We start from the raw sequence: 1,260 nt of genomic DNA, 5'->3' as shown, positions 1-1,260 counted from the left end.
AGAGCGTGCCGCCGTCGACCAGGATGGGATGGAACGCCGCGTTGCCGCCCATGGTGTGATTCCAGGGCATCCAGTCGAGCATGGTCGAGATCGGGCCTTGCGGATCGCGTGGCCGCACCTGCATCATCATCGCCGCATTGGCACACATCATCGCATGCGTGTTGATGACGGCCTTGGGCATGCCGGTCGAGCCGGAGGTGAACAGCAGCTTGCCGACCGTGTCGGGTGTGATCTTCGCGATCGATGCTTCGACGCCGTTTGTCACTGGCGTCGCCGCAAGCTCAGCGAAGCTGACGCTCTTGATGCCCTCGCAAGGGCGCACGACATGAACGACGGTGACGCCGGCGAGGTCGATCGCCCTAAGCGCCTTCTCGAACGTGGGCCCGTCCTGCACCATCACGACGGCCGGCTTGATCAGGTCGAACAGATATTTCAGCTTGACGTGATCGTGGCTCATCAGGGAGTAGGCCGGCGACACCGGCGCGGCCGGCAGCCGCGCCTGCATCGCCGCCTGCGTCATCAAGGCATGCTCGATCGAATTGCCGGAGAGGATTGCGACCGGGCGGCCATCAAGACCGAGATTGAGCAGGCCTTGCGTCAGCGCATCCACGGTGCGCTTGGCTTCGCCATAGGAGACTTTTCGCCACTCGCGGTTCGGACCACCGCGCTGCGCCAGCCAGATGCGCGCCGGCGCCTGCTTCGCCCATTTGGCGAGCGAGGCCGGGATGTGCTTCTCGTAAACTTGCAAGGGAATGCGTGACTTCAGCACGACCGTGCCGTCGTCGCGGCGCTCGACATCGATGTCGCGCGCCAGCCACTCGACCTTGCGAAAGGCGGGTTTCGTCATCGCCACCGCCGCACTCCCACTCATTTTGCGCCTCCCGGAATTTCTTGTCCTTTGCGGATCTTTGTGGTTCAGCGCCTGATATAGACAGGCTTTCGCTTCTCTAGGAAGGCCCTGATTCCTTCCGAAAATTCCTCGGAGCGGCTGCACAGGACCTGGTTGCGGTCCTCCATCGCGATCGCCGCTTCCAGCGATCCCGCGTCCACGCTGATGTTGAGACATTCCTTCGACAGGCGCAGGCCCACGGGCGAGGCCGTGATCATCGCATCGACATAAGGCTCGGCGGCTTCATCGAGCTTGTCTTCGTCGACGACCTCGGAAACGAGACCCACAGCCAGTGCGCGCTCGGCGCCGATGAAGCGTCCGGTGAGGATCAGCTCGGATGCCACGGAGACCCCGACAAGCCGCGGCAGGAA

Annotated in this window: 2 protein-coding genes; both read right to left on the bottom strand. The window is 63.3% G+C overall.

The features are described from left to right. The coding region (locus ACXJL8_RS41460; RefSeq protein WP_456687080.1) for an AMP-binding protein at positions 1-871 on the bottom strand (871 nt) is incomplete at its 3' end. 44 nt (positions 872-915) lie between these two features. Continuing rightward, a partial coding sequence (locus ACXJL8_RS41455; protein WP_456687079.1) for an enoyl-CoA hydratase/isomerase family protein occupies positions 916-1,260 on the bottom strand: 345 nt, incomplete at its 5' end.

Source organism: Bradyrhizobium sp. P5_C11_2 (assembly GCF_054049755.1).
This window is presented reverse-complemented; position numbering and strand designations above follow the sequence as displayed.